The organism is Pricia mediterranea, from assembly GCF_032248455.1.
GTDB classification, from domain to species: Bacteria; Bacteroidota; Bacteroidia; order Flavobacteriales; family Flavobacteriaceae; genus Pricia; species Pricia mediterranea.
This window is the reverse complement of the sequence record NZ_JAVTTP010000001.1, coordinates 2,393,992-2,415,306: the sequence shown is the minus strand read 5'-3', so window position 1 is coordinate 2,415,306 and position 21,315 is coordinate 2,393,992. Positions and strand designations below refer to the sequence as shown.

General features: G+C 46.8%; 21 protein-coding genes. 18 read left to right on the top strand and 3 right to left on the bottom strand.

The features are described from left to right. The first annotated feature begins 175 nt into the window (after nucleotides 1-175). The 11 genes from RQM65_RS09945 to atpG all read left to right on the top strand — a co-directional run bounded on the left by RQM65_RS09945 (nucleotide 176) and on the right by atpG (nucleotide 10,307). Nucleotides 176-976, top strand: a complete 801-nt coding sequence (locus tag RQM65_RS09945; protein WP_314014635.1) for an ABC transporter ATP-binding protein — start codon at nucleotides 176-178, stop codon at nucleotides 974-976. Between the two features lie 235 nt (nucleotides 977-1,211). Next, nucleotides 1,212-3,758, top strand: a complete 2,547-nt coding sequence (gene porW / locus RQM65_RS09940) for a type IX secretion system periplasmic lipoprotein PorW/SprE (RefSeq protein WP_314014633.1) — start codon at nucleotides 1,212-1,214, stop codon at nucleotides 3,756-3,758. Nucleotides 3,759-3,898: 140 nt separating this feature from the next. After that, nucleotides 3,899-4,372 (top strand): bactofilin family protein, encoded by a 474-nt coding sequence (locus RQM65_RS09935; RefSeq protein ID WP_314014631.1) that lies wholly within the window; start codon nucleotides 3,899-3,901, stop codon nucleotides 4,370-4,372. Beyond that, nucleotides 4,350-4,583, top strand: a complete 234-nt coding sequence (locus tag RQM65_RS09930; RefSeq protein WP_314014629.1) for an AtpZ/AtpI family protein — start codon at nucleotides 4,350-4,352, stop codon at nucleotides 4,581-4,583. Before RQM65_RS09935 ends, RQM65_RS09930 begins: the two co-directional genes overlap by 23 nt. 4 nt (nucleotides 4,584-4,587) lie before the next feature. Beyond that, complete coding sequence (locus RQM65_RS09925) at nucleotides 4,588-4,989, top strand: DUF6168 family protein (protein ID WP_314014627.1); 402 nt, start codon at nucleotides 4,588-4,590, stop codon at nucleotides 4,987-4,989. A gap of 79 nt (nucleotides 4,990-5,068) precedes the next feature. Continuing rightward, entirely contained in the window at nucleotides 5,069-6,235 is a 1,167-nt protein-coding gene (gene atpB / locus RQM65_RS09920; RefSeq protein ID WP_314014625.1) for a F0F1 ATP synthase subunit A, read from the top strand. 34 nt (nucleotides 6,236-6,269) lie between these two features. Next, complete coding sequence (atpE, locus tag RQM65_RS09915; protein WP_013993139.1) at nucleotides 6,270-6,458, top strand: ATP synthase F0 subunit C; 189 nt, start codon at nucleotides 6,270-6,272, stop codon at nucleotides 6,456-6,458. Between the two features lie 123 nt (nucleotides 6,459-6,581). Continuing rightward, entirely contained in the window at nucleotides 6,582-7,082 is a 501-nt protein-coding gene (locus RQM65_RS09910) for a F0F1 ATP synthase subunit B (protein ID WP_314014617.1), read from the top strand. A gap of 44 nt (nucleotides 7,083-7,126) precedes the next feature. Beyond that, a complete protein-coding gene (gene atpH, locus RQM65_RS09905; protein WP_314014615.1) occupies nucleotides 7,127-7,663 on the top strand; it encodes an ATP synthase F1 subunit delta in 537 nt (178 codons plus the stop codon). Between the two features lie 83 nt (nucleotides 7,664-7,746). After that, entirely contained in the window at nucleotides 7,747-9,327 is a 1,581-nt protein-coding gene (gene atpA / locus RQM65_RS09900) for a F0F1 ATP synthase subunit alpha (RefSeq protein WP_314014614.1), read from the top strand. Between the two features lie 119 nt (nucleotides 9,328-9,446). Continuing rightward, nucleotides 9,447-10,307 (top strand): ATP synthase F1 subunit gamma, encoded by an 861-nt coding sequence (gene atpG, locus RQM65_RS09895; RefSeq protein ID WP_314014612.1) that lies wholly within the window; start codon nucleotides 9,447-9,449, stop codon nucleotides 10,305-10,307. Nucleotides 10,308-10,765: 458 nt separating this feature from the next. Here the strand turns inward: atpG and RQM65_RS09890 are convergent, their stop codons facing one another. The 3 genes from RQM65_RS09890 to RQM65_RS09880 are packed head-to-tail and all read right to left on the bottom strand — an operon-like array spanning nucleotide 10,766 to nucleotide 13,014. Next, complete coding sequence (locus tag RQM65_RS09890; protein ID WP_314014611.1) at nucleotides 10,766-11,650, bottom strand: DUF6973 domain-containing protein; 885 nt, start codon at nucleotides 11,648-11,650, stop codon at nucleotides 10,766-10,768. A 7-nt stretch (nucleotides 11,651-11,657) separates the two neighbouring features. Beyond that, nucleotides 11,658-12,311, bottom strand: a complete 654-nt coding sequence (locus RQM65_RS09885; RefSeq protein WP_314014609.1) for a hypothetical protein — start codon at nucleotides 12,309-12,311, stop codon at nucleotides 11,658-11,660. Nucleotides 12,312-12,327: 16 nt separating this feature from the next. Further along, on the bottom strand, nucleotides 12,328-13,014 hold the full coding sequence (locus tag RQM65_RS09880) for a hypothetical protein (protein WP_314014607.1): 687 nt from the start codon (nucleotides 13,012-13,014) through the stop codon (nucleotides 12,328-12,330). A gap of 216 nt (nucleotides 13,015-13,230) precedes the next feature. On the opposite strand from RQM65_RS09880, the gene RQM65_RS09875 reads away from it, so the two are divergent. The 7 genes from RQM65_RS09875 to RQM65_RS09845 all read left to right on the top strand — a co-directional run bounded on the left by RQM65_RS09875 (nucleotide 13,231) and on the right by RQM65_RS09845 (nucleotide 21,239). Next, nucleotides 13,231-15,252: a histidine kinase gene (locus tag RQM65_RS09875; RefSeq protein ID WP_314014605.1), complete on the top strand. Its 2,022-nt coding sequence runs from the start codon at nucleotides 13,231-13,233 to the stop codon at nucleotides 15,250-15,252. Continuing rightward, the gene (locus tag RQM65_RS09870) at nucleotides 15,249-15,995 is read left to right on the top strand and encodes a LytR/AlgR family response regulator transcription factor (protein ID WP_314014603.1); all 747 of its coding nucleotides are present in this window, start codon (nucleotides 15,249-15,251) and stop codon (nucleotides 15,993-15,995) included. The genes RQM65_RS09875 and RQM65_RS09870 overlap by 4 nt, the downstream gene beginning before the upstream one ends. A 139-nt stretch (nucleotides 15,996-16,134) precedes the next feature. Continuing rightward, the gene (locus tag RQM65_RS09865; RefSeq protein ID WP_314014601.1) at nucleotides 16,135-17,601 is read left to right on the top strand and encodes an oligosaccharide flippase family protein; all 1,467 of its coding nucleotides are present in this window, start codon (nucleotides 16,135-16,137) and stop codon (nucleotides 17,599-17,601) included. A 100-nt stretch (nucleotides 17,602-17,701) separates the two neighbouring features. Further along, nucleotides 17,702-18,136 (top strand): dUTP diphosphatase, encoded by a 435-nt coding sequence (dut, locus tag RQM65_RS09860; RefSeq protein ID WP_314014600.1) that lies wholly within the window; start codon nucleotides 17,702-17,704, stop codon nucleotides 18,134-18,136. 105 nt (nucleotides 18,137-18,241) lie between these two features. After that, nucleotides 18,242-19,204 (top strand): tetratricopeptide repeat protein, encoded by a 963-nt coding sequence (locus RQM65_RS09855; protein ID WP_314014598.1) that lies wholly within the window; start codon nucleotides 18,242-18,244, stop codon nucleotides 19,202-19,204. 18 nt (nucleotides 19,205-19,222) lie between these two features. Beyond that, on the top strand, nucleotides 19,223-20,020 hold the full coding sequence (lolB1, locus tag RQM65_RS09850) for a lipoprotein insertase outer membrane protein LolB1 (RefSeq protein WP_314014597.1): 798 nt from the start codon (nucleotides 19,223-19,225) through the stop codon (nucleotides 20,018-20,020). Beyond that, nucleotides 20,007-21,239: a murein hydrolase activator EnvC family protein gene (locus tag RQM65_RS09845; RefSeq protein WP_314014595.1), complete on the top strand. Its 1,233-nt coding sequence runs from the start codon at nucleotides 20,007-20,009 to the stop codon at nucleotides 21,237-21,239. The genes lolB1 and RQM65_RS09845 overlap by 14 nt, the downstream gene beginning before the upstream one ends. The last annotated feature ends 76 nt before the right edge of the window (nucleotides 21,240-21,315 follow it).

The window sequence follows — 21,315 nt, the reverse complement described above, 5'->3', positions numbered from 1 at the left end:
AAACGGACTGAAGTAGGGCTGACGGGCTGGCGAGAATGATTCAATCCGGCGGGAAACGGGCCGAAGTGGGCTGGCAGAATGGCCTCAAGGATAAATGATTACTGGGAACGGAACGACCGACCCGGGCTGTCGAAACGCATCGAAGAGAGGCTTAGCAATATAAAATTGATTCTAAATGATAATAGCACAGAATCTCACTAAAAAATACGGGGCGCAAACCGTATTGAACATCGAAAACCTGGAAATTCCCAAGGGCCAAAGTTTTGGACTGGTAGGTAACAATGGCGCCGGGAAGACCACCTTCTTCAGCCTCTTGTTAGATTTGATTCAGCCTACCACCGGTCGTATCGTGAACAACGAGGTTCAGGTAGATCAAAGCGAGGCCTGGAAACCCTTTACCTCCGCCTTTATTGACGAGACCTTTCTGATCGGCTATCTGACCCCCGAGGAATACTTCTATTTTATCGGCGAACTCCGAGGCCGGAACAAGGCTGATGTGAACGCCTTGCTATCCCAATTTGAGGATTTCTTCCATGGGGAGATATTAGGGCAGAAAAAATACCTGCGCGACCTCTCCAAGGGCAACCAAAAGAAGGCCGGCATTGTGGCATCCTTTATCGGCAACCCCGAGGTGGTGATCTTGGACGAGCCCTTTGCCAACCTCGACCCCACCACCCAGATCCGTCTTAAGGACATTATCAGAAATTTGGCTGCCAAGCAGGGCGTAACCGTTTTGGTGTCGAGCCACGACCTGATCCATGTTACGGAAGTCTGCGAGCGGATCGTCGTCTTGAACAACGGCGAAATAGTTAAGGATATTGAAACCTCTACCGAGACCCTAAAGGAATTGGAACTGTTTTTTGGCGGTAACGAGGTTTCGGCCGACCCCCTGCCCGGTGCGAATGCATCCATCAATCCCCCAAAGACATGGAATGATCCGATGAACGTTCCGCCGCACGAACCCGATGGTCGGTAAGACAAAGGTGTTTTTGAGCTATTCTTTAACAGGTTGACATTGTCAACACCAAGTTTAAAGACAGTTGGTATCGGTGTTTTGCATCCTACCACCCCCCAACCCTCCTTTTTTGATTATATTTCCCGATGAAATACATAATAATACCGCTAAATTTTAGTTTAGCTTACATAGAGCTCGGGGCAGGTAACTCCAAGACCTTGCATCCCAAGGCAAATTCAATATTATCTTGGCAATTTTGAAATTTAGAAAAAAATACATCCTTTTAACGCTTTTGGGGGGCATCGTTTTCAACGCCTGTTCCACCAAAAGGGATGCTTTTTTGAACCGCAACTGGCATGCCCTCAACACCAAGTATAACACGCTGTACAACGGTAACCTAGCCTTTGAGGAAGGCCGTGAGGGACTGAACGCAGGCTATCAAGACGATTATTGGGAGATACTACCTGTAGAGCGCCTAGAGGTTACCGAGGATATTAAGCTAGATTCCGAAGACAACAATCCCAACTTTATCATCGCCGAGGAAAAGGCGAGCAAGGCCATTCAGAAACACAGTATGGACATCGGGGACGAGGAACGCAACCCGCAGACCGACGAGGCCTTTCTCTTACTGGGCAAGGCGCGTTACTTCGATCAGCGGTACATTCCCGCCCTCGAGGCCTTCAACTATATAATCAATAAATACGACTATAGTGACAAGCTGGCCGAGGCGCATATTTGGCGCGAAAAGGTCAACATCCGCCTAGAGAATGAAGACCTTGCCATCAAAAACTTGAAACGTGTTTTCAAGTATGAAAACCCCGATGACCAAGAATATGCCGATGCCCGGGCGATGATGGCTCAAGCCTACATCAACTTGGATTCGTTGGGCAAGGCGATCCAGCAGCTCAAAATCGCATCCTATCAAACCAAAAAAAATCCTGAAAAAGGACGTTATTATTATATTATCGGGCAGCTCTATAATCGACTGGACCAAAAGGACAGCGCCAACTACGCGTTTAACAAGGTCATCGAGCTGAACCGTAAATCGCCGCGCGTCTATATGGTCAACGCGGAGATCGAAAAAATCAGGAATACCGAGGTTACCCCTGAAAACAAGTTGGAAATGCTCGAATTTCTGACCAACATGGAGGAAAACCGGGAAAACCGTCCCTTTTTGGACAAAATCTACCGACAGGTCGCGGAATACCACCTCGAACAAAAAAACGATAGCATGGCCTTGGTCTATTTCAACAAGTCGTTGCGGGCCACCCAGAACGAGCCCAAGTTGAACGCGCTGAACTACGAAAATTTGGCGAGCTACAATTTCGACCGGAACGAGTACAAATTGTCCGGGGCCTATTACGACAGTGTCCTGACCAACCTACAGGAAAACACCCAAAAATACCGTTCGACCAAGAAGAAGCTCGACAACCTAGCGGATGTTATCAAATACGAGGATATCGCACGGTATGCCGATAGTGTAATCACGCTGTACAATCTCCCGATCGACGACCAGATCGCCTATTTCGAAAAGTATGTGGCCGAGCTGCAAGCAGAAAAGCTTGCCGCCGCCAAAAAAGAGGAAGACCGTATGACCGCCGGCTTCGCCCAGTTCGCGGAAAGCCAGGGCGGCAAGGAAAACAAGGGCAAATTTTATTTCTACAACCTGACCAGCCTGGGCTACGGCAAGAACGACTTCATGCAGCGATGGGGCAAAAGAAAACTGGAAGACAACTGGCGCTGGAGCAAAAAAGGACGGTTGCTGCCCTCCGAAGCTACCGGCGGACCGGTTGCCGCCAATGATAGTCTCGACGGCACACCGACCGAAGAGGAGCAATTGACGGTGGACTATTATATGGATAGGATTCCGAAGGAAGAAAGCCATATCGACAGCTTAAGCACGGAACGCAACTTCGCCAACTACCAATTAGGGCTGATCTATAAGGAAAAGTTCAAAGAGAACCTTCTGGCGGCCGAAAAGCTCGAAGATGTGCTGGCATCCGACCCCGAAGAGCGATTGATCCTCCCTTCAAAATACAACCTTTATAAGATTTATGAGGCTGCCGGCAGTCCTTTGATGGCGCAAATGAAAGCCGATATCCTTCAAAACCATTCTGATTCTAGATACGCTGAAATCTTGCTCAACCCCCGCGCGGTGCTCGAAAATGAGGCCGATAGTCCCGATGCCCGCTACGCCGCCCTGTATAAACTGTACCGTCAACAGGAATTCCTGAAGACGATTACCGGGGCCGAAGAAAATATAGATCTATTTACCGGCGACCCGATAGTGCCCAAATTCGAAATGCTGAAGGCCAATGCCATCGGACGGTTGAACGGGTTCGAGCCTTTTAAGGAGCAGCTGGACTATGTAGCGTTGACCTATCCCAACAATCCCGAAGGCAAAAAAGCGGAGCGGATGGTAGCCGAACAACTGCCCAAACTGGCAATCAAGGAGTTCTCCTCGGTAACAGGTGCTACCGGCGCGGGCAATTGGAAGGTCGTTTTTCCGTTTAGAAGAAGCAACAATGAAATCGCGTTACGGGTCAAGCAGGACCTGAAAGCTGCGATTGAAGACCTGAGGTATAGCAATATCGTGTCAAAGGACGTCTACACCTTGGAAGATCAATTCGTAGTGGTGCACGGCTTCCCCTCAAAAGATTACGCCCTAGGTTTTGTAGAACTATTAAAGATTAACAGAGATTATGGTATCGATAATAGGAATTTTGTAATTTCATCATCCAACTATAAAATTATACAGGTACATAAAAACCTACAGGAATACCAAAACCGGATTTTGGAATGATCAAGTGAATTAAACGTGTTTCCATATACTAAACCATCAACTTATTCCGTTGAACTTACCTAATCTATCGTTGTCCGCTCGTCGACAGCAAAATTGCAACGATTATTCCCAAAGTTCATTAATCCCAAAAACCATAAACCATGTTTTCTGACAACAAAAAACCACGCACCATGAATGAAATAGGCGGACAACCCAACCGAATCGAAAAAAACACCAAAATCAAGGGAGACATCGTCTCCGAGGCTGATTTCCGTATCGACGGAAAACTGGATGGCAACGTAAAAACTTCCGGCAAGGTCGTCATCGGAAAAGACGGCTATATCAATGGCAAGGTAGAATGTGTGAACGCCGACATCGAGGGTAGTTTCAATGGCGAGCTATTGGTCTCCGACCTGTTGTCCTTGAAATCATCGGCCCTGATCGAGGGCACCGTCGAGGTCGTAAAATTGGCGGTAGAGCCCGGCGCGACTTTCAACGCCACCTGTTCCATGAAGGGCAAAAGCGGTTCCCTGAACGGAAAATCGAGCGGCTCGAGCAATGGCTCCGCCTCTAGTAACAATTTCAAATCGCAGCTGACGAACACCAGCAAGCATGAGCCAGCAAAAGCCTCGTAAAGAAGATAACGGCAACAGTGGATTGCGAACGGCGGCCCGATTTTCGGGTATCGCCATTCAAATGGGACTCACCATTTATCTGGGGAACCTATTGGGGTCATGGCTGGACCAAAAATTCAATCAGGATTTTTGGGAGATTAGCGTGACCCTTTTCGCTATTTTTCTCTCTATGTATTCGGTCATCAAACAGGCCAACGCATTAAACAAGTGATAGCGTGCACAAAATCATCATAAGCTATATCGTTTCGTTCGGTCTCTTGCTCTTGGTCGGGTTTTCCGCACATCAAAGCATCATGGATTACCTCGGGAAATCACTAGATTTTTCACTTCTCCATAGCTATCTCTTCCATGCAGTTTTCTCCTGCGCAATCTGCACCTCGCTATTGACACTCTCAAAACTGCCCCAATTCCGCGCTCAACTCGGCTTCATCTATCTGGGCGGGCTACTATTAAAGCTTTTGGCCTTCGCCGGTATTTTCCAAGACATTGTATTGCGCGAGAACCCGATATCTACCGCCAGCTCCGTTTCCTTACTTGTTCCGATCGCATTGTTCTTATCCCTCGAAGTGTATTTTATCGCCAAACTGTTACGCCGGATCGACACCAAATTTAAATAAAGGAATTTTGGTTTGAGAAAACATTTTATTGATTACCTTTGCGCGACTTTAAAAGAGCCAACTTTTTGAACGATCTGCAATGAGAAAAGCAATGTCGCGTTTGCGTTTTACAACCATCCTTTTAGTATCGTTGGCCTGTTTTCAAGGCTTTTCCAGCCCTCCGCAGGAACAAGGGGACCGAGTAAACACCCCAAATGAAGTCGAGAATTACATCAATCACCATATTAAGGATGCGCACGACTTCTATCTCTTCTCCTATAACAATGATGCCGGGGAACGAAAACACGTAGGTTTTCCCCTGCCCGTTATCCTTTGGTCTAACAATGGTTTGGTCAGCTTTATGTCCTCCGAATTCCATCACGACGATGAAGGCGAAGTTATCGTGGAAAAAGGAGGGTCACGTTTTGTAAAATACCACACCAAGATCTACGAACTGGAGGAAGGTGCCGGAAGCCTATCCCTTGATGAGAGCCACCACCCCGTCAATGCCGAAAAAGTGCTGGATTTTTCGATTACTAAAAGCGTCGTCGGCATTCTATTGGCAGGCCTCTTGATGTTCTGGGCCTTCTCATCGTTGGCCCGGCAGTATAAAAAAAGAAAAGTGCCAAAAGGTATCGGGCGGGTTCTTGAACCCCTTGTTCTTTACGTACGGGACGAAATAGCAAAGCCCAATATTGGCCCAAGGCACTATCGGAAGTTTACGGGCTATCTATTGACCGTGTTCTTTTTTATTTGGATATTGAACCTTTTGGGCATGACCCCGTTCGGCTTTAACGTAACCGGTCAATTGGCGGTTACCGCCGCCTTGGCTTTTTTCACCTTGATTATCTATACGTTTAGCGGCAACAAAGACTATTGGCAGCATATGCTATGGATGCCCGGGGTCCCCGTGTTGATCCGTCCCGTTCTGGCGATCATCGAATTGGCGGGGGCGTTTATCATCAAACCGTTTTCCCTTTTGGTGCGGCTTTTCGCCAACATCTCCGCGGGTCATATCATCCTTATGAGCTTGATTGCTATTATGTTCACCCTGAAGGATAGTCTCGGCACCGGGGGAGCGACCGCCCTCTCGCTCATTTTATCTTTCTTTATATTACTCATAGAGCTTTTAGTGGTCTTCTTACAGGCGTATATTTTTACCATGCTGTCTGCCCTGTTCATCGGGATGGCAGTTGCGGACCACGACCACGACCATTCCCCGGGGGAGTCGCTCGATACCGAGGAGGCCCGAGAAAATTTTATCTAGAGTTCGTTTAATTTAATATATAAATCATTTTACTATGTACAATTTAATTGGAGCCGGTTTGATCGTAATCGGAGCAGGTATCGGACTAGGTCAGATCGGTGGTAAGGCCATGGAGGGTATCGCCCGCCAGCCAGAAGCTACCGGTAAGATCCAAACTGCGATGATCATTATCGCCGCACTTTTGGAAGGTTTGGCATTCGGTGCCCTGTTCCTTGGAAAATAAGGAACGATCAAGAAAAGACATCGCCCTGTAACGGTTGGTTGCAGGGGATGTTTTATAAATTGCCAATTCCTTTTGACAAAGGATAGGGACTTAAGTTGAACGACTTACAATTTTTGAAACGATATGGAAACATTAGTGAACGACTTTTCACCGGGATTATTCGTTGTTCAGTCCGTCTTATTGATTGGATTGATTTTCCTGCTGGTGAAATACGCCTGGAAACCGATCTTGACCTCTTTGAACGAGCGGGAATCGGGAATAGAGGAAGCCTTAAAGGCGGCGGAGAACGCCCGCAAGGAAATGCAGAACCTACAGGCCGACAACGATAAGTTACTCAAGGAAGCCCGGGCCGAGCGGGAGGCCATGCTTAAGGAAGCCCGGGAGATCAAGAATAAAATGATTTCCGACAGCAAGGAACAGGCCAAGGTCGAAGGTGACAAAATGATCAAACAGGCCCAATCGGCAATCGAAAGTGAAAAGAAAGCTGCGATGGCCGATATCAAGAACCAAGTGGCAGAACTTTCGGTAGAAATCGCGGAGAAAGTGTTGAAAGAGCAGCTATCCAACAAAAAAGAACAACTGAAGCTCGTCGACAATCTTTTGGGCGATGTCAAGCTTAACTGATTGTAAAAAATAGCTACGAGCCGTGATTAGGAAAGATTAAGATTATGGAACAGAGAGCAGCCTTACGTTACGCCAAAGCCGTCCTTGACCTGGCCATCGACAATAAAGCGACAGAGGCCGTCGAAAGAGATATGCGCAGCGTAACTGCGACCATCGCCGACAGTAAAGAGTTACGGGCAATGTTGGCCAGCCCGGTTGTCAATGGAGAGACCAAGAAAGAAGCTTTGAAAGCAATCTTCAAGGACAATGGTGAAATTACCAAGGGACTTATTAATACCCTGACCGACAACAAACGTATCGGACTTTTGAACGAGGTAGCCCTGAAATACATCATCCTCAATGAGGATTTGAAAGGCGAGGGAGTTGCCTACGTGACCACCGCCGTGCCCTTGACTCCCGAATTGGAGAAAAAGGCCCTAAAGCAAATAGCCAAGATTACCGAAGACAAGGTTACTATCGAAAACAAGATCGATCCGAGCCTTATCGGCGGATTCATATTGCGTGTCGGAGATTTGCAGTACGACGCCAGCGTAGCGAACAAATTGAACACTATTAAAAGAGAGCTAACGAACACCATATAATTAAAATAACGTAAGAACAAAGATAGGTTTCTGCCGCCAGGCAGGTCTAACGTCTAATGTCTAACGTCTAACGTCTAAAAACAATGGCAGGAGTAAAAGCCGCCGAGGTATCGGCAATCTTAAAGAAACAGTTATCCGGATTTGATTCATCCGCTTCGTTGGACGAAGTGGGTACGGTATTGCAGGTAGGTGACGGTATTGCCCGCGTCTACGGTTTATCGAACGCCCAATATGGTGAATTGGTGGAGTTCGAGGGCGGTCTCGAAGGTATCGTCCTGAACTTGGAGGAAGACAACGTCGGGGTCGTTCTTCTGGGCCCATCCAAGGAAATCAAGGAAGGCGCTACCGTTAAACGTACCCAGCGGATCGCTTCTATCAAGGTAGGCGAGGGCATCGCCGGCCGCGTGGTCGACACCTTGGGGACCCCTATCGACGGGAAAGGACCCATCGCGGGAGAAACCTATGAGATGCCCTTGGAGCGAAAGGCGCCCGGGGTAATTTATCGGGAACCGGTAACCGAACCCCTACAGACCGGGATCAAGGCAATCGATGCCATGATTCCCGTAGGACGTGGACAGCGGGAGCTGGTCATCGGCGACCGTCAGACCGGAAAGACCACCGTTTGTATCGATACCATCCTGAACCAAAAGGAATTTTACGACGCCGGGGAGCCCGTATATTGTATCTACGTGGCCATCGGACAAAAGGCCTCTACGGTGGCCGCTATCGCCCAGACTTTGGAGGACAAGGGCGCTTTGGCCTACACCACCATCGTTGCCGCAAACGCTTCCGACCCAGCGCCCATGCAGGTATACGCTCCCATGGCAGGTGCTTCGATCGGGGAATATTTTCGCGATACCGGCCGACCTGCCCTGATTATCTACGATGATTTATCAAAGCAAGCGGTGGCCTACCGTGAGGTGTCCCTTCTGTTGAGAAGACCCCCCGGACGTGAAGCCTACCCAGGGGACGTTTTCTATCTGCACTCCCGTTTGTTGGAGCGGTCGTCGAAGATTATTAACGATGACAAGATTGCCCAGGAAATGAACGATTTGCCCGACGTGTTAAAACCGATGGTAAAAGGTGGCGGTTCTTTGACCGCCCTGCCGATTATCGAAACACAGGCTGGCGACGTTTCTGCGTATATCCCGACCAACGTAATCTCGATTACGGACGGACAGATATTTCTCGAGCAAGATCTTTTCAACCAAGGGGTGCGCCCCGCTATCAACGTGGGTATCTCCGTGTCGCGTGTGGGCGGTAACGCACAGATCAAATCCATGAAAAAAGTAGCGGGTACCCTGAAATTGGACCAGGCGGCCTTCCGGGAATTGGAAGCCTTTGCCAAATTCGGTTCCGATCTCGATGCTGCGACCCTTAACGTTATCGAAAAAGGGCGTCGCAACGTTGAAATTCTTAAACAGGCTGAAAACGACCCCTACACCGTAGAAGACCAGATCGCGATCATCTATGCGGGATCAAAGAACCTGCTGCGCGATGTGCCCGTCGATAAGGTAAAGGAGTTCGAAAGGGATTATTTGGAATTCCTGAATGCCAAACACCGTGGCACGCTGGATACCCTGAAAGCCGGAAAATTGACCGATGAGGTTATCGAAACCCTGACGCAGGCGGCGAAGGATGTCTCCGCAAAATACAGGGATTAGTAGGGAAGTATTGAGTATTATGTATTGAGTACAAAGTATTTGGTATGGGTAAATAGTTGGTGGCATTTTATAAAGTTCGCGTACTAACTACTCAATACTAAGTACTAAATACTAAAAAAATGGCAAACCTTAAGGAAATAAGAAACAGGATCTCATCGGTATCTTCTACCATGCAGATTACGAGTGCCATGAAAATGGTGTCCGCTGCGAAGTTGAAGAAAGCGCAGGATGCGATTACGGCCATGCGGCCCTACGCCGATAAGCTGACCGAGTTGCTACAAGGCTTGAGCGCCAGTTTAGATGAGGATTCGGGAAGCAAATACTCGGATGCACGCGAAGTCAGAAAGGTCTTGGTCGTTTCGATAACCTCGAACAGGGGGCTCGCAGGGGCTTTCAACTCCAATGTCCTAAAGCAGTGCGTAGTGCTTTCCGATGAAGTTTACGCAGGTAAAAAGGTCGATTTTATGGCCATCGGGAAAAAAGCGAACGATTACCTAGGCAAGCGTTCGACCGTCATCCGTAACCACAGCAACCTGTACGATGATCTGACGTTCGAAAACGTTTCCGCCATTGCCGAGGAACTGATGCATGAATTCACGGCCGGCAACTACGACCGTATCGACATCGTTTACAACCGGTTCAAAAACGCAGCGACACAGATTGTGACCACCGAGCAGTTTTTGCCCATAGTCCCCGCCGAGGGCGACGAAAACCTGAGTGCGGATTACATCTTCGAGCCTTCGAAAATCGAAATCGTGGAGCAGCTGATCCCGAAATCCTTAAAAACGCAATTGTACAAAGCCATTCGAGACTCTTTTGCCAGCGAACACGGTGCCCGTATGACCGCCATGCACAAGGCGACCGACAACGCCACCGAGCTCCGCGACGACCTGAAACTGAAATACAACAAGGCCCGTCAAGCCTCCATCACCAACGAAATTTTAGAAATTGTTGGCGGCGCGGAAGCGCTAGCGCAATAATTCGGCGGAGCGCAAGCGGAGCCAAATTATCTCAGCGGCGCGGAAGCGCTAGCGCAATAATTCGGCGGAGCGCAAGCGGAGCCAAATTATCTCAGCGGTGCGGAGACCTTGAGCAATTCGGCGGAGCACAAGCGGAGCCAAATTATCTCAGCGGTGCGGAGACCTTGAGCAATTCGGCGGAGCGACAGCGGAGGCGTTGAACAATTAGACATTATCCGTACCGCCGTATTGTATAGGTATTGTTCCTGTGTTTGAAGGTGGCGTCAATTTATTTTAACGACTCCTTCAAGAAAACAATTGGAAGACTTCCAACTACCGCTCAAGCCATTAGTATCGCCCTCAAGGGTCATTATCATATTTTCGCAAGCTTGCAGACCTTCGGGATTCTCAAATATAAAAGGGTCGGACACATCGAGGGTCATAGTATTTCCTGATACGATTCCTGAAAACCGACGTTCTTACAGAGCCTCGCCTCTAACCATAACAAACCTACCGCGTACCGTATTCCAGCAATGGGAAAAATTGATTTTTATATCCCACGGAGCACCGGAATCAGGGTTGCTTAAACTGCCCTCCATTACCATATCGAATTGTCTTTTCCCTTTTAAAAATACCAAGGCATCCAATTTATCGGTAATGTTCGAGCCATTTTTTACCATGGTATAATTCTGCTCTAACAATAGCACCAATAGTTGCTCTTCCGACGCTTCGGGAAATTTTGAGCCCAGTTGTATTCCGAAGGCATTATTATGCAAATTCATGGCTTTTAAATCTTTGTCCTTCGTCAGGGTTTCACGGGCAGCGCTCATTTTCTCCGCAAATTCCTCATTGGTATTCTTCAGCATTAGTGCACTCCATAAAGCGTGTTTTAAAGCCGAAGCTTTTGCTCCAATGAACGCCACGTCTTCATCGCAGGGATAGAACATCACTGCGTGGTCATAGGAAACCTGAATGGAAGGGATGCCGTTAAATGCCTCTAAAGGGCTAGTGAGAACCAATCGCCATTCCGCCTTTGTCATAGATGACGACAAATCGAAAAAAACATCGGTATCATCAGACTTAGGAGCCTCACTAGAGGTGTTCGCATCCGCTATTTCATCGAAAATCGCCCTAGACAATTTAGAAGTATCATGCAGCAAAGCTTTATCTGACTTGACAACTTTCTCGTACGTCTCATTAAATTGTATATAGGTTGGCGGTAAGACAGCATTAAATTCTTCCTCGCTAATTAATCCGATACCACCGGCGTCTTCCATTTTTTCCTCATCGTCTTTCGAGCATGAGGTTAAAAGAAGTAAAGTGAAAAGAAACATAAATTTGAAATTTTTCATCTTTAATGGCATAATTAGTTTAATCATTTAGATAGTCCACTTCAAACTCGTTCCAGACCCTTTTGTTTTTTTTATTGAACTCCCCGTCAAGATATTGTTCATTTTTATCTCTTCCTTCAGCTGCGCCCGATTGATAGGAATCTAGAATAATCCGGAATTCTACTTTATCGGAACTGTTGATTTTTTCCAGCTGGTCTTCAGAGATAGCATATCTGGCATTGGTCACGGAGCTTACCCCGCCGATATCTATATCAAAATCGGAATTGTAGGAACCTTTGGTGGTCAGATCAAATCGTTCGTAGTCCAATAAAAAAATAAGCGATTCGCCTTCCATGACCTTGGCGAATTGCTCGTTATCGGCCTCTACCTTGAAAAGAATGGCCAATTCGTAGGCCCCATTTTTAAGTACCTGTTTTTCCAAATTTAGAAACGTCTTGAAGGTGGGCGCGTCCGTACCAAAAATGAGATTGCCCAATGCGTTCGTGCCCGACAGCTGGCTGAAAACCCGATTCCCCTCCATTTGGTAGGTGGTGGTACCGTCAAACTTATCTGAAGTTTCCTGGACACTTACACCGAATAATTCCTTAAAAATGTTCTGTTTCTTTTTTTGGGCCTTTACGGGAGTAAGAATCAATAGAGCGATGCACGTAATTGCGAATAGATAGTTTTTCATTTTCGGGCTGCTATGGTTAATAAGGATGTATCGAAAGTAAAGCGTGCTGGTATCTGGATACTTGGTCATTTATTAATCCTATTTCGGGAGATGCTTTATCGGAATCATAGATCAATCGGCCCGTATTGTTCTCTATATATTGGTTGTCGGGGTCGCTCTTATCATCGAGCATCAAGCCTGCGAATTGAAAATTAAGAATGCCGGTTTTGCTGGTTGTACCGGTTATCGCTGTGGCCGTTTCGACTGCGAGGTAACCCTCATTTTGAGTTTCCGATTTTATAAAAATCGAGAATGTGTCATCATTGCCCGAAATAAAAGATCCTTTCCCCAATGATGTCTGACCGTTACCCGTAATTTTGAAGTCAATGGTCAGACTGTCATTATTTTGGTTGGACAAGGTGAGCGTTTGATCGGAGAGGCGCTTCCCGATACTGTCAATTCCGGTAGTGCTAGCTTGGATAACAGATGGTGCTATCTCGTAAATCCCTTCTATTTCCGGTGGCTTGCTCCCCGTATGGATGACGAACCCCAAGTTTTTTAGTGCCTCGACCAGCTCTGGAGTGTAGTACTTCTCAATGTCCGATAAGCTACCGTCGAACGTGGGCTCCGGTACGGGGGGCACCATTTCTTCTGGTGAATTGTCACCGGATCGTGTACAGGAACATAAGATGAGCAGGATTAGGACTAAAGTTGAGGGTTTCATAAAACACCTGTTTATCAAGGCATTCGAAAAATAGCAAAGTCCTCAAATTTTCAATCATCCGATTAGTCTCCGTGGAAATCCAGTTAGTTTTCGTTTGAAAACTGGACTTTTCTGTCATCGGTGCCTTTTTTAAAAATTATCCGTAATTTGTTGCTGTTAAATCGCTGATTACCACCGATGCACCTTAAAGGTCTCCTTATAACTTTCCTATCGCTCTTGCCATTCGGTACTTTGCACGCCCAGCAGTATATAATTGATTCCTTAGAAAATGAGCTCGTACATCCGACCAACGGACTGACCATGGGCGAGATAATGAACGAACTGAGTTGGTATTATGCCACAATCAACCCCGAAAAAGGTCTTGGAATAGCCGATAATGCTATTGAAGTAAGCATGAAATCCAAGGATTCGTTACAGTTGGGCATTGCCTACGAGAGAAAGGGATATAATTATGAAAATTTAGGCGAGGATTCGTTGACCGTCGAAATGTACGATACCGCCGGTAGCATCTATATCGGAATAGGACACCGTAAAAGACTGGCCACCTTGGCATTTAACAAGGGAAATTTCTATTTTAATAGGGCACGGTACAAACGCTCCTTGAAAGAGGCCGGTGTATCCCTAAAGGAATATGAACAGCTAAAGGATACCGTCAAAATTGCCCGCATCCAAAATTTGATGGGACTGAACCATATGTATTTGGGAGATTATCCCGCCTCGATGGAGGCTTTTCGAAAGGGTATGATAGTTCTGGAACAATCGAACAGGGATGCAACCCGTTTCTATTCCGCCATTCTCGGTAACCTGTCGATACTATTTACAAAATTGTCCGAGATGGAAAAGGCACTGGACTACCAGTATAAATCATTGGCCATTGACAGAAAAAATAACGATTCGATCCGCATTGGTAACTCATTACTGCATATCGGTCAATTATACGGCCGGTCGGACCAACATAACCAAGCCATGGATAAGTTCCGATCCGCATTGGAAATCAAGGAAAAATCCGGAAATAAATATGAAGTTGCCAGTGCCCTGGCCAATATCGGTATTACATACGCGGAACTACGGCAATATACGCAGGCTCTTGAATTTTTGGACAGGGCCCGGGTATTGTATGTAGAAATCGATCATCTAACCAATCTTTCGACAGTTAATCTGAACATCGGGGATATTCACTTGACCGAGGGCCGAATCCAACTGGCCAAATCACATTTTGAAAAGGCCATGTCGTTCGCGAAAAAAGCGGGGGATAAAAGAGCTTCAATGTTAGCCGCCGAAGGCTTGGCCGCCAGTGCTTTCAAAGCTTCCGAATTTGAAGAGGCCTACACATGGCAATTAGAGACCATGCATCTAAGAGACAGCCTATTATCCGACGACAAAAGAAATGAGATAGCAAGATTGGAAGCGAAATATAAGTATGACAAAGAAAAGGCTGTGCTTAAAGCGAATTTTGAAAAAAACAAGGCCATTGAACAAGCGAATTTAAAGCGACAGATATGGATACGAAACCTAAGCATCTGCGGTGGATTGGGAGGCATGTTGCTCTTGGCCTCTGGGTTTGTCCTTATAAGACGAAAAAGGGAGGCCGAACTCAATGCCAAGATAGCGACCTCAAGACTAGAAACGCTCAGGGCGCAATTGAACCCTCACTTTATTTTCAACAGTCTAAATTCAATAAACGATTTCGTCCAACGAAATGAGACGGAGAGCGCCAGCAGCTATTTAACCCGTTTTTCTAAAATGATGCGTAAGACCTTGGACAATTCAACGCGGGAAGAGGTGTCCCTAGGCGAAGAGGTTGAATTTTTGAAAGGCTATATAGAACTAGAACGGCAAAGGCTGGATGATAGGTTTGACTACACGATTCATGTGGATAACGAGCTTGATCTAGAAGACACCTTGATTCCGCCTACCCTGCTCCAACCTTTCGTAGAGAACAGTATATGGCATGGTCTGTCCCCTAGGAAAGGAAAAGGTGGTTTTCTCTCCATCCGTATCCATAAAAACCGAACTCATTTAAACTGCGTCATAGAGGATAATGGTGTAGGCATGCATCAAAAAAGAAGGACTGAAAATATACGGAACGGTTCATTCGGAGCGGCCAGTGTTACCGACCGATTGAACCTATTGAACCAACTTCGACGCAAGGGGGAATCTAAAATCACCTATGTAGAGAAGGGTGAAGGCGTGCAGGTCGAGATACGACTTCCCATAATTCACGATTCGGATCTATGATAAAAACGCTTATAATCGATGATGAGCAGCATTGCATAAACGTTCTGGTCAACTATTTGAAAAAGTACGATGCCTATCACATCTGTGCGGCCACTAAAACCCTCGAAGAGGCTGTTGAATTGACGGCTTCAATGCAGCCTGATCTGGTTTTTTTGGATATCGACCTTGGCAACGGTACCGGATTCGACTATCTCGAGGCAGTTCGACCGAATATCGCCTTTAGCATCATATTCACAACGGCCTATGACAGTTACGCTGTAAAGGCAATAAAATTCAGTGCGTTAGATTATCTGTTGAAACCTATTGACCATAACGAATTGCATACCGCGTTGCAAAAGGTCGAGTCGACCCTGTCGAAACGAGAGCGCTTCAAACAGTTGGAAAGTCTCGAACACAATGCCAAGCACGAAACCATGGGCAATAAATTCATTCATATCTTCACTACGGGCATGTGCCACAAAATCAACACTAAGGATATCGTGTACTTAAAATCGGATAACAGCTATACGGAATTCTATTTAGAGGATAAACCAAAGGTCACTGCCTCCAATACCCTTAAATATTACGCGGAGCTATTGGAAGAAAGTCACTTTTATAGAATCAACAAGTCTTATTTGGTGAATACCCAGCGAATTGAAAATTATCGAAGACAGTCCAGAGAGCTTATACTGGACGACCGCACCATTCTAACCGTGGCAGTTAGACGACAGAAGGAGTTTCTTACAGACATATTTAAGAAATGATATCATAACCGGGTTGCAATGTATATCGATTACCATCGGTCGTCGAAAGCGAAGCGAAAAATCTGGGTTTAGGAGGACGAATATGGACTTTGCCACATCCCTATAAAAAGGTACTTTTGGGGAATAATCCGCTCAGGTATTGAATCCGCTCAAAAAACTCTTCCAACAAACGGCCATCTACGGTGTGGCAACGGTACTGCCGCGGATGCTTTCCTTCATTTTGGTGCCACTTTATACGGGGGTCATGGCCACCGGGCTCTACGGGGAGGTCAACATTATCTTCGCATGGTTCGCCATTTTCAATGTGTTTTTAGCCTACGGTATGGAAACCGCGTTCTTTCGGTTTTTTAACAAGGCTGATGACGAAAATGTGGTCATATCGACTTCCCTGATTTCTATTTTGGTAACCACCCTGATCTTTGCAGTTGTTGCCTTGCTGTTTCAAGCTCCATTGGCACACATGCTCGGTATAGACATTAAATATGTATGGTATGTAGCGATGATATTGTCTTTGGATGCCCTTGTCATCATTCCCTTCGCCTGGCTTCGGGCCACTGAAAGACCGACACGATATGCCGTAATAAAAATCGGGAATGTAGGCATAAACCTAGGGCTGAACGTATTTTTTCTGCTTGTTCTACCATGGACCGCCACCGAAAATTCCGGTGGATGGTTTGGATGGATGTACCGTCCCGATTTTGAAATCTCCTACATCCTGATTTCGAATTTGATCGCCAGCGGGTTGACCTTGATTGTGATGCTGCCCTTGTATTTTAGGGGTAATTATTTCTTTGACCGCGTGCTATGGAAACGGATGATGCGTTACGCCTGGCCTGTTCTAATTGCGGGGATAGCTTTTACGATAAACGAAGTCTTCGACCGTATCATGCTGGAAAAGCTTTTGCCCGATGACATTGCGGAAAGCGAAATTGGAAAATACTCCGCCTGTTATAAATTGGGATTGTTCATGACCTTGTTCGCAACGGCCTTCAGAATGGGAATCGAACCTTTCTTTTTCAGCCATGCCGGTACCGAGAACCCCCAGAAGGCCTATGCCCAGATTACCAATTATTTCGTCGTACTCGGCAGTATCATCCTCTTGGGGGTCGTGGTCTACGCCGATGTACTGAAAGTAATCATCGTGCGCGACGAGGCCTATTGGGAAGCCATGGATATTGTTCCCCTGATAGTATTGGCCAGTTTCTTTCTCGGCATCTACCACAATCTGTCCGTTTGGTACAAGGTCACCGACAAAACCCGCTACGGGGCCTTTATCTCGATTATAGGTGCCATTATAACAATCGGTATAAACTACTTTTTTATTCCGGTTATTGGTTATATGGCCTCTGCCATTGCGACACTCTCGGCGTATGGTACCATGATGGTATTGTCCTATTATTTTGGAAAGTCGCGCTACCCCATCCCCTACAATTTCAGGAAGATATTGTTCTATCTGGGCCTATCTATTTTGTTCTCCGTCCTATCCTTTTATGTTTTCCATAGGAATTTATATCTTGGAACTGCCTTATTTTTACTTTTTCTAGGTTTGGTGTATAAGTTGGAGCGCGATACGTTGAGGAAGGTGTTTATAAAGAATAAAGGATAGCAGTCGACTTACGACCGATGGGAGCTCAAAGTAGTCCTCCCGTACTGATCATTCCAGTACGACGGCACCCCATTTTCGGAAAAACAATTAAATTAACTACATGAAGATCAAGATTATCAATAAATCACCGCACAACCTCCCCCACTACGAAACGGATGCCTCGGCGGGCATGGATCTACGAGCCCATATTCCCGAACCGGTGATCTTATCGCCCTTGGGGCGAGCCATTATTAAAACGGGGCTTTTCATAGAGCTTCCCATCGGCATCGAGGCACAGGTACGGCCGAGGAGCGGCTTAGCCGCCAAAAAGGGCATAACCGTTCTTAATTCCCCTGGCACTATCGATGCGGATTACAGAGGGGAAATCGGCGTTATACTCGTCAACCTGTCCGACGAATCGTATACGATTGAAAACGGAGAACGCATCGCCCAGTTGGTCATCGCCCGCCACGAAAGGGCGCAGTGGGAGGAAGTAGGAGAACTTTCCCAAACTACGAGGGGCGCAGGCGGATTTGGCAGTACGGGAACGCGGTAATGTCACCATGGATTAGTGTATTGGTGTAAACACGCTTGCCAAAAAGACCTGCGATGCCCGGTAATGAGTAGGCGACCGGGAGTCAAAAAATGCTAGAATGTGTTCATGACAATAAAAATTACATCTGTAATTCTTCTTTCGGCGTTCGGTATGTCCGCCTCACCGCTGTATGCCCAAGAGAAACCTGTTGAGGATCCCGATTCTGAGGTCGTTCCCGAAGTCGAAAACAGTGCAGCGGTTTTTTTGGAGGACTATTCCGATGCGTTTCAGGAGAATTTTTTCGAGGGCCTCAAACAAAAGGGCATCGAAAACTACGACAGGGCGACCCATTTTTTCCTAAAGTGCAAACAGCTGGATGCCTCGAACCGCGTGGTGGATCATGAGCTCGCCAAAATGTACCTCAAAACTAAACAATATCCATTGGCCGAGGAATATGCACTTTCTGCCGTGACCTCAGCGCCCGAGAATCTTTGGTTTACGGAAACCCTGGTGCGGATATTGGCCACCCAAGGAAAATCGGTTGAGCAAATTAAAAACGACCTCCCTTTCGGTTCTTCGGAATTCAAGAAAAATTTAGCCCAAATTTACTTTGACAGAGGCCGATACGAAATCGCATTAAGTATCCTAAAGGAGACCAAGCATAGTCCGTTTATCTCCAACCTCACCTCAAAGATCAACGATTCCATAGCCAAACAGAACGTTCCGACCATAAAGTCCCCCGATGCATTGGACAATTTTGAATCGGCGTCCAATCCGTTGAAAGATTTCAAGCTAAAAATGCAGGAATTGATGGAAACCGATGATTTTCAACAACTACAGCAAATTTCTGACGAAGCCTTGGAAAGTTACCCCGCTCAGGCCTATTTTTATTTCGCCCAAGGATACGCCCTTAACAGGGCGGACCAGCATCAAAGAGCCGTTGAAACTTTGGAGGCCGGACTAGACTATCTTATTGATGACGCATCCCTAGAAAATAAAATATTCCAGGAACTCGTCCTTGGATATACCGCACTTGACAATGCTGTAAAGGCAAATATGTACCTTCGTAAGATAAAACCTGGATTTTAAAGCCGGACAAATCAGAAAATGAACCTAAGCTGCCGATCATCCCTACGATATATCTCCATCGCTATTGTGGCGATGCTAGCCCTTTCCTGTAAAACGAAAAAAGTAATTGCGGACGGTACGCTCGATGAAAGCCTCTCCGCCAAAGCAATTATCCGCACCCATTATGACAATGCCATCGATTTTAAGACCCTGAGCGGCAAGATGCGCATCGATTACTCCGATGGGGAAGATTCGCAGGGCGTATCCGTCAGCTTGCGAATGAAGAAAGATGAGGCGATTTGGATCAGTGCGCCCTTTGGGGTCGTCAAGGCCTATATCACGCCAGGCCGGGTAAGCTTTTATAACAAACTACAGAATGAATATTTTGATGGGGATTTTGCCTATCTCAGTAAATTCGTAGGCATGGAGCTCGATTTTGAACAGGTACAGAACCTATTACTGGGCCAGGCCTTACTCGACCTTAAGGATGTCAAGTACGACGCTACCGTCGCCGGGGGCAACTATCATTTGAAGCCAAAAAGACCCTTAAATCTCTTTAAGGTACTTTTTCAGGTCGAGCCGGACAACTATAAAATGGCCTCCCAGCAATTGTCCCAACCGCTCAAAAAGAGATTGTTGCAAATCAATTACAACGGCTATCAGAAAATAGACAACTGGCTGCTTCCCCTTCGGATTGCAATAGCTGCCATAGACAATGATGAGCGCAGTACGATCAACATCGAGTACCGCAACGTCGACTTCGACCGACCCATGCGATTTCCTTATCAAATACCGAACGGTTTTGACGAGATCAAATTAAAGGATGATGCCCTGTAGACCGCATTTCACTTTCATTTTATTCCTCTTCTCTTTTCTGGGAAGTTACTCCGTTTTTTCCCAAATCGAAGAACAGGAAGTATTGGAGGCCAAACGGGAGCAGCTACAGAAGGAAATCGAACAAATCAATCACTTACTTTTCGACACAAAAGAAAAACGGGGCAATGTCTTGGAACAGATGGAGGCCCTCGATCAGAAAATCAAGGTACGTCGGCGTCTGATTGCGGTGAGCAACGAGCAATCGAACTTACTAAACCGTAAGATCAACGCCAACGTTAGCGCAATTTCAGAACTTCGGGCCGAGCTGGCCGACCTTAAGGACGATTATGCCCTGATGATTCAAAAAAGTTATCAAAGCAAGATTCAGCAGAGCAAATTGATGTTTCTGCTGTCTTCCGACAACTTTTTTCAGGCCTTTAAACGCTTTCAGTACATCCAGCAATATACGGACTTCAGAAGGCAACAGGGCGAGGAAATCGTCGTCAAGACGGAAGAACTGACACAATTGAACATCGAGCTCAGCGAACAACGCAAACAGAAGGAAAGGCTGATTGCCGAAAATCGCCGTTCCCAAAGGCAAATGGAACGGGAAAGAAGCGACCAGCAGGCCCTTCTGGGTTCCATCCGTAAGAACGAGACCAAATACGCCGCGCAGATACGGGACAAGCAACGCCAGGCCAAGGAGATCGACCAACAGATCGAAAGGCTGGTTCGGGAAGCTATTGCCGCGGAGAACGCTGCCTCGGGTAAAGACGATTCCGACCCCAGTAAGTTTTTGTTGACCCCGGAGGCCGCCATAGTGGCCAATAGCTTTTCCGCCAATAAGGGACGATTGATCTGGCCCGTCGAGAAGGGGTTTAAGAGCCAAGGGTTCGGCGTATATGCCGACGCCATATATCCCGGCATCAAACACGAGAGCAACGGGGTAGTCATCACAACCGATGCCGGGGCGAAGGCCCGGGCCGTATTCAGAGGAGAAGTCATTGGTATTCTCTCCATTCCAGGCGGCAATAAGGCCGTACAGCTCAAGCACGGTAATTTTATCAGCACCTACTACAACCTTAGCACCATCTACGTCAAGAAGGGCGACCGGGTCGAGGCCAAGACCGAACTTGGAGATATCTATACCAATCGGTCCAACGGTCGGACCCGACTAAAATTCTATTTGCACCAAAATACGTCGAAGCTGAATCCGGAAGAGTGGGTATATCAGCTATAAAAGCCCAAAATGGCTCAACCTCTGGCCATAAAACTTAAATTCCCTTCATTGCGCCATCCTTTGTATCGATACCGAA

What these genes read in the sequence shown, in the direction of transcription:
- RQM65_RS09910 (WP_314014617.1), top strand. Translation starts at nt 6,582, where the DNA reads ATGGAAACATTAGTGAACGACTTTTCACCGGGATTATTCGTTGTTCAG.
- RQM65_RS09845 (WP_314014595.1), top strand. Translation starts at nt 20,007, where the DNA reads ATGATGCCCTGTAGACCGCATTTCACTTTCATTTTATTCCTCTTCTCT.
- RQM65_RS09890 (WP_314014611.1), bottom strand. Translation starts at nt 11,650, where the DNA reads ATGCCATTAAAGATGAAAAATTTCAAATTTATGTTTCTTTTCACTTTA.
- RQM65_RS09935 (WP_314014631.1), top strand. Translation starts at nt 3,899, where the DNA reads ATGTTTTCTGACAACAAAAAACCACGCACCATGAATGAAATAGGCGGA.
- atpB (WP_314014625.1), top strand. Translation starts at nt 5,069, where the DNA reads ATGAGAAAAGCAATGTCGCGTTTGCGTTTTACAACCATCCTTTTAGTA.
- RQM65_RS09870 (WP_314014603.1), top strand. Translation starts at nt 15,249, where the DNA reads ATGATAAAAACGCTTATAATCGATGATGAGCAGCATTGCATAAACGTT.
- atpE (WP_013993139.1), top strand. Translation starts at nt 6,270, where the DNA reads ATGTACAATTTAATTGGAGCCGGTTTGATCGTAATCGGAGCAGGTATC.
- lolB1 (WP_314014597.1), top strand. Translation starts at nt 19,223, where the DNA reads ATGAACCTAAGCTGCCGATCATCCCTACGATATATCTCCATCGCTATT.
- RQM65_RS09855 (WP_314014598.1), top strand. Translation starts at nt 18,242, where the DNA reads ATGACAATAAAAATTACATCTGTAATTCTTCTTTCGGCGTTCGGTATG.
- RQM65_RS09880 (WP_314014607.1), bottom strand. Translation starts at nt 13,014, where the DNA reads ATGAAACCCTCAACTTTAGTCCTAATCCTGCTCATCTTATGTTCCTGT.
- RQM65_RS09930 (WP_314014629.1), top strand. Translation starts at nt 4,350, where the DNA reads ATGAGCCAGCAAAAGCCTCGTAAAGAAGATAACGGCAACAGTGGATTG.
- dut (WP_314014600.1), top strand. Translation starts at nt 17,702, where the DNA reads ATGAAGATCAAGATTATCAATAAATCACCGCACAACCTCCCCCACTAC.
- atpG (WP_314014612.1), top strand. Translation starts at nt 9,447, where the DNA reads ATGGCAAACCTTAAGGAAATAAGAAACAGGATCTCATCGGTATCTTCT.
- RQM65_RS09945 (WP_314014635.1), top strand. Translation starts at nt 176, where the DNA reads ATGATAATAGCACAGAATCTCACTAAAAAATACGGGGCGCAAACCGTA.
- atpH (WP_314014615.1), top strand. Translation starts at nt 7,127, where the DNA reads ATGGAACAGAGAGCAGCCTTACGTTACGCCAAAGCCGTCCTTGACCTG.
- RQM65_RS09885 (WP_314014609.1), bottom strand. Translation starts at nt 12,311, where the DNA reads ATGAAAAACTATCTATTCGCAATTACGTGCATCGCTCTATTGATTCTT.
- atpA (WP_314014614.1), top strand. Translation starts at nt 7,747, where the DNA reads ATGGCAGGAGTAAAAGCCGCCGAGGTATCGGCAATCTTAAAGAAACAG.